We start from the raw sequence: 5,579 nt of genomic DNA on the forward strand, positions 1-5,579 counted from the left end.
CAAACGATAGACCTGATTTAAGGGATTAAGACATTATGTAATCTCCAGAACTCATAGTTAACACGTCTCCAATTCAAACGATAGACCTGATTTAAGGGATTAAGACATTATGTAATCTCCAGAACTCATAGTTAACACGTCTCCAATTCAAACGATAGACCTGATTTAAGGGATTAAGACCCGTTAAGTGAGATTTCGAGATCGGCCTTAATAAGGGCCTTATTCAAACGATAGACCTGATTTAAGGGATTAAGACCTTGTATACATTCTCATAAACGTCTCCTTGTGTTTCTATATTCAAACGATAGACCTGATTTAAGGGATTAAGACTCAACTGAGAGGCGACGCTATCAATTTCATAAGTACTAAATTCAAACGATAGACCTGATTTAAGGGATTAAGACCTTATCATCCGCCGGACCTTTGCAACGAGGTCATAGCCTATTCAAACGATAGACCTGATTTAAGGGATTAAGACTCTGCAAAGTCACCCCGGTATTTAGCATCCATTCAGCGAATTCAAACGATAGACCTGATTTAAGGGATTAAGACGTTACCGGAAGAACGAAGGTGTCATCCACCTGGATGTCCTCCAATTCAAACGATAGACCTGATTTAAGGGATTAAGACATATTCAGTGTATTCATACAATCAATATCGATTGTATCATCAATTCAAACGATAGACCTGATTTAAGGGATTAAGACAAAATTGTACTCCACCCAAATCCCATAAAAAGGTTGATTTATTCAAACGATAGACCTGATTTAAGGGATTAAGACGCAGGAAAGACGGATGGTTTCTCCATTCAGGGAGATGAATTCAAACGATAGACCTGATTTAAGGGATTAAGACACAGATACTTGTGAGTATCATCAAGCCCATTAAGAATTCAAACGATAGACCTGATTTAAGGGATTAAGACTCTCTCTGACCTTTCGGTCACGGATTTCATCAGCAACATATTCAAACGATAGACCTGATTTAAGGGATTAAGACACTCATTCGAGCATTCAAACATCCGGTACATTACATTAGGGATTCAAACGATAGACCTGATTTAAGGGATTAAGACTCTTGCAAGCCAAGTTCTTATACTCCAGCTTGTAGCCAATGATTCAAACGATAGACCTGATTTAAGGGATTAAGACGGGATATTTCTTCAATCAGATAGTTTCTGGTCATGGTGTAGTTTCCTTGTTTTTTGAGATGATTAAAATTTTAAGGTTTTACGCCTTTTTTATAAGTTCAATTAAAACTTGAAATTCGACCTGGTAGATGTTACATCTGAAGCCGTCGAAGGCATAAAACCTAATGAAAAATTAGCTTTTAAAGTTGGGAGTGGCCAATATGCTGAATAAGGGAGAAGGGTAAAATGCTTGGATTCAATAGTTTGAGTGAAGAGGCTAAAGAAATATATTTGTTGGCATTATGCGATTTGATTGTAGATAGAATTTTGTGTTCTGATGGATATGGGCTTGTTGTGGAGGCACTGCAAAAATGCTGGGAATGGATACAATCCAAAAGTATTGATGCAGACCAACTGTATTTTTATTTAGAAAATGTAGATGAAAAGGATATTATGACATATATGCAATTGGAGAAGAATGAAAATAATAAAGCTGTTTGGATGTGCATCGCAAATACTTTGGCATATATAATTCGAGCTGCTTATCAATATGCAGAAGAAACATATATGCCACAAACCATTGAATGTGTGGATAATGAAACGATAGAAAGTTTTTACTTAAACCTCCATAAGTTGTTTGTTGATGACGATGTGAGCGATAGGCTATTAGATTACATGGTAATGAATGATTCAGAGCAAAAATCTGTTGACATTTTGTTCATTAAACAATTTGTAAAAGATGCTATGTAGTGTGTTGGAGGGTGTTTGGAAACTATCAAAGTAGCCAAGGGAAGAGGCGCGCAGATGGTGTAGCGACTGTGGGCGGGCAGTTGGCGGCGGAACAACACCAGCTCATGCTGGCCGGGAACAGAATCGAGGCTGTCTGGCCGGTTATGAAATCAAACTACAACCTGATTTATCATAGGGCAAGGAACGTGACCGGAATGTCCAGGCACCTCCTAAAATTGAACTGTATTGACATATCCAACTTTGGGGTGCACCTCATAAACCATTTTATCGACGTGTCGTTTACACAAGATTTTTGGACAAGGCCATTAATCCCTTTTCGGTGGTCCGTATAGTGTTTCAGCTTTAATTTGACTCTTTATTAATAGATAAAAGTCTGAGAATGCCTCGTCTTCTGTAGCATACGAATCAATAATATAGGCATGTCCATCTCTAAAGTCTGTAGCATATGTCACCCATTTCCCATTTTTTTTTACACAGCCCATGAAGTGTGGATGACCGTCATAATAGTGGTCAAGCGCAATATCATAATCTTCCATCTTCAGATTCTCGTCCTTCACTCTTTTCTCGAATTCCCTTCTTTTCATTGTGTTTCCTCCTATTCCACTTCAGTGACTATGCCCAAAGTTTTCATGTCACGTACATTCAATGGTGTCAGAAATTGTGGCGCTCCACCATCAAACCATTTTATAGACGTGTCGTTTGGATTATACCACTCTGCAACGGTTCCTGCAACTCCATATTTTTACTCCTATTTTTTTGCGTCTGCTCCAAAATAATCTTTTGGGTCTATTTCTCCAACAAAGTTTATTTTTATTTCATTTGGATCACTTGTATGTGTCTTTTGCCACTTTTCTACAACTTGTTCTCTTGTCTGGTTTATTGACCAAGGTTTTAAAAGTTTTTCCTGCTCTTCCTTTGTCAAATACTTTTCCAAATCACACAGGAATGGTTCTATAAACTCTGACATTGTTAGTTCTTTAAATTGGCGATTGTATGGGATTATTATTGGGGCTGAGTTTTTGGGATTATTAGAACCCCAATAAATATATACTTCTATATAAGAATATGGTGTTCGTTCTACAAAAAAATCCGTTCCAATTAAAACTGTACAATCATTAATTTTCTCTCGCCATTTGGTTTTTTCACTATTATAATCCTCAAAACAAGCACCTCTCAACGTATTGATTATCCATGGTATCATTGCTTTCGTGATAATTATTGAATCTATGGTACCTGCCTCATTGCTAATTAGTTTTAATTCCCCATTTTCTATTTCTTCAATCTTGTGACTGTATTTCATTATTTTGCTCCTGGTTCAACTAATTTTATTGGTTTTGATATATCACTTGTTATTTCAAAACGATATATTTTCATCTCTCCCGTAGCCTGTAAACGGTCAATATGGTATGGATTTTGTTAATTAAACAACTCTGAAGGACTAATTTCTCCAACATATTTAAGTTTAAGTTGTCCTGGATTTTTATTTTCCTCCTCCCGATGTTTTTTATATTCTTCCATTTTTGCATTTATATTCCATGGTTTTGCAATTTTACCTTTATCTTCTGTCGGAACATATTTTTCAAGTTCCGCTAATACAGGTTCAATAAATTCTGACATTAAAATTTCTGGTACTGCTTTATTATATGGAATAGTAACAGGGGCAGAGCGTTTTTTTTCATCAATCCAGCATGGATAAATTTGAATATGTGAATATGGAGTTGAACGGACAAAATAACTTGTTTTTATTAAAAGATGTTTTAATGATATATTAAATTTCTTATTTTCCCACTTCTTATCTTCAGTATAATAATCATCCAGGCTTGCATTACGCAATGTATTTATTATCCATAAACACATTTCTTTTCGTAAGATTATAGAACCTGTAAATTTACTAACTGATAACTTTATTTCGGTTTTATTTATTTCATCAACTCTAAAAGAAAAATCCATACTTTTCCTCCTATTTTTTTGCTCCAAAATAATCTTCCGGGTCAATTTCTTCTACAAATCTCAAAGAAATTTTGCCGCTGTCAGATTCAGGGGTTGTGTCTTTTTCATTTTCATTCCATGGTTTTGGCAATTTGTTTCTTTCTTCCTCTGACAGAAATTTTGACAAATCTACTAAAAATGGTTCAATAAATTCTGACATTAGTTTTGTTTTATTCCATGATAAATAAGGAATCTCTATTCCAGGAGTAGTTTTTTTTTCTTCTGACCAAAATGGAAGTATTTTTAAATATGAATAGTCTGTTTCCCTTGGATTCATAATTAACATTAGCTCACAATTATCATATTTGTTTTTTATAATTTTTTTCCATGTTTCATAATCATCAATAGTGGCGGTTCTTAATGTTGTTATTATCCATGAAATCCAGGATCTATTTATTATTATTGAATCCCAGACTTCTCCTCCAAAAGAATCTGTTCTTTTACCATTTATTTTTAATTCATCATTTTCTAATTCTTCAAAATTATATTCAAAATTTACACTCATTGATTTAGCTCCTTTACATAGACTCGCTTAATCTTTTTTGAAGTGTCATTGATGACTTCAAATCTGAATATCTTGATATTTTGATAATCTCTCATCTCTGAAATATCAAACCCCTTGTAGTTATTGAATCCTCTTTCTATGTTTTCTATACCATTTGCTGAGGCTGTAATACCTGAGCCTGTGAATAAATTACTTGCACCAGTAAAGTCATAAATAATATCACCAAGTTTTTTGTAAGAATCATCATATTTAGTCCCAGGAACATGTTGATTCATAATTATCTCCACTGTGGGATTATTTTGTCTTTATCCTCATTTGGCACATATTTTTCCAATTCCATCAGAAATTTATACAAGCTATCTTCTGGATTCATTGGATCATCTACGTAGTATTCAAATGTAATTGATGGTCCAGATTTTTCGTTGTAAATTGATAATTGTGCTAAACCAAAAGAACCTTTATCATTTCCATGACTTATTTTAATCATAATAAAATCATTCTCATTATGCTCTATTACTTCTTTAACACCACCCCAACAATCATACCCTTCTTTCCCTATTTTCCTGAATGTATTAAGAACAAACAGTATATCTTCATTATGAAGATAGCATGTTGAGTATAATCCTTCTGTATTTTTATATGTATAATATTCGTGAATGCTTATTTTTAAGAATTCTTTATCTTGAATAAAAATACAATCAACAACCTTTTCTTCTGTCTTCATAATTAATCCTCCTAATCATAAACGTTATATAACTTTATATTACAATCTTTATCAACAGAATAACGATATGTTATATATTTTACATTACTCAATGGCAATGTTTCTTTACCTGTTGATTCCAGTACCATTTCTCCAGTACCAAAAACATTCTCGTCAATTGTAGCTGTAAAGCCTTTTCCTGTAAAATACTGATTAATGTTAAATTTATCGAAAATTTCTTTATCGAAAAAATCCTTTTGTTGCCTTGTTAGAGCAGAATATCCTTTGTTGACTCTAATCCATCAATACTAAAATTATAATCATTTCTGGCTACTGATTTGTCAAAAGCTCGTTCAATACTTCTAATTCCTCAATTCTAAAAGAAAAATCCATACTTTTCCTCCTATTTTTTTGCTCCAAAATAATCTTCCGGGTCAATTTCTTCTACAAATCTCAAAGAAATTTTGCCGCTGTCAGATTCAGGGGTTGTGTCTTTTTCATTT

Annotated in this window: 7 protein-coding genes and 1 CRISPR repeat array; of the genes, 1 reads left to right on the forward strand and 6 read right to left on the reverse strand. The window is 33.8% G+C overall.

The genetic code is table 11. From position 1 onward, the window contains the following. Window positions 1–71 precede the first annotated feature (71 nt). Window positions 72–1,151: a CRISPR direct-repeat array (repeat unit 35 nt; unit sequence ATTCAAACGATAGACCTGATTTAAGGGATTAAGAC). A 269-nt stretch (window positions 1,152–1,420) separates the two neighbouring features. Then, window positions 1,421–1,879: an Imm6 family immunity protein gene (locus tag ACKI3D_RS03735; protein WP_407392419.1), complete on the forward strand. Its 459-nt coding sequence runs from the start codon at window positions 1,421–1,423 to the stop codon at window positions 1,877–1,879. 305 nt (window positions 1,880–2,184) lie between these two features. Here the strand turns inward: ACKI3D_RS03735 and ACKI3D_RS03740 are convergent, their stop codons facing one another. From ACKI3D_RS03740 to ACKI3D_RS03765, 6 genes are all read right to left on the reverse strand, one after another. Continuing rightward, window positions 2,185–2,463: a hypothetical protein gene (locus ACKI3D_RS03740; RefSeq protein ID WP_407392420.1), complete on the reverse strand. Its 279-nt coding sequence runs from the start codon at window positions 2,461–2,463 to the stop codon at window positions 2,185–2,187. Between the two features lie 164 nt (window positions 2,464–2,627). Then, a complete protein-coding gene (locus tag ACKI3D_RS03745; RefSeq protein ID WP_407392421.1) occupies window positions 2,628–3,179 on the reverse strand; it encodes a hypothetical protein in 552 nt (183 codons plus the stop codon). Between the two features lie 116 nt (window positions 3,180–3,295). After that, window positions 3,296–3,829: a hypothetical protein gene (locus tag ACKI3D_RS03750; protein ID WP_407392422.1), complete on the reverse strand. Its 534-nt coding sequence runs from the start codon at window positions 3,827–3,829 to the stop codon at window positions 3,296–3,298. 10 nt (window positions 3,830–3,839) lie between these two features. Next, window positions 3,840–4,373, reverse strand: a complete 534-nt coding sequence (locus tag ACKI3D_RS03755) for a hypothetical protein (protein ID WP_407392423.1) — start codon at window positions 4,371–4,373, stop codon at window positions 3,840–3,842. After that, window positions 4,370–4,648, reverse strand: coding sequence for a hypothetical protein (locus tag ACKI3D_RS03760; protein ID WP_407392424.1), 279 nt, complete (start codon window positions 4,646–4,648; stop codon window positions 4,370–4,372). Before ACKI3D_RS03760 ends, ACKI3D_RS03755 begins: the two co-directional genes overlap by 4 nt. A 2-nt stretch (window positions 4,649–4,650) precedes the next feature. Continuing rightward, entirely contained in the window at window positions 4,651–5,097 is a 447-nt protein-coding gene (locus tag ACKI3D_RS03765) for a hypothetical protein (RefSeq protein ID WP_407392425.1), read from the reverse strand. Between the last annotated feature and the right edge of the window lie 482 nt (window positions 5,098–5,579).

The sequence above is a fragment of the Methanobrevibacter sp. genome, from assembly GCF_045586545.1.
Classification (GTDB): domain Archaea; phylum Methanobacteriota; class Methanobacteria; order Methanobacteriales; family Methanobacteriaceae; genus Methanocatella.

Excerpts from the sequence above, each read along its gene's own strand:
- ACKI3D_RS03760 (WP_407392424.1), bottom strand. The coding sequence starts at position 4,648 with ATGAATCAACATGTTCCTGGGACTAAATATGATGATTCTTACAAAAAA.
- ACKI3D_RS03745 (WP_407392421.1), bottom strand. The coding sequence starts at position 3,179 with ATGAAATACAGTCACAAGATTGAAGAAATAGAAAATGGGGAATTAAAA.
- ACKI3D_RS03750 (WP_407392422.1), bottom strand. The coding sequence starts at position 3,829 with ATGGATTTTTCTTTTAGAGTTGATGAAATAAATAAAACCGAAATAAAG.
- ACKI3D_RS03765 (WP_407392425.1), bottom strand. The coding sequence starts at position 5,097 with ATGAAGACAGAAGAAAAGGTTGTTGATTGTATTTTTATTCAAGATAAA.
- ACKI3D_RS03740 (WP_407392420.1), bottom strand. The coding sequence starts at position 2,463 with ATGAAAAGAAGGGAATTCGAGAAAAGAGTGAAGGACGAGAATCTGAAG.
- ACKI3D_RS03755 (WP_407392423.1), bottom strand. The coding sequence starts at position 4,373 with ATGAGTGTAAATTTTGAATATAATTTTGAAGAATTAGAAAATGATGAA.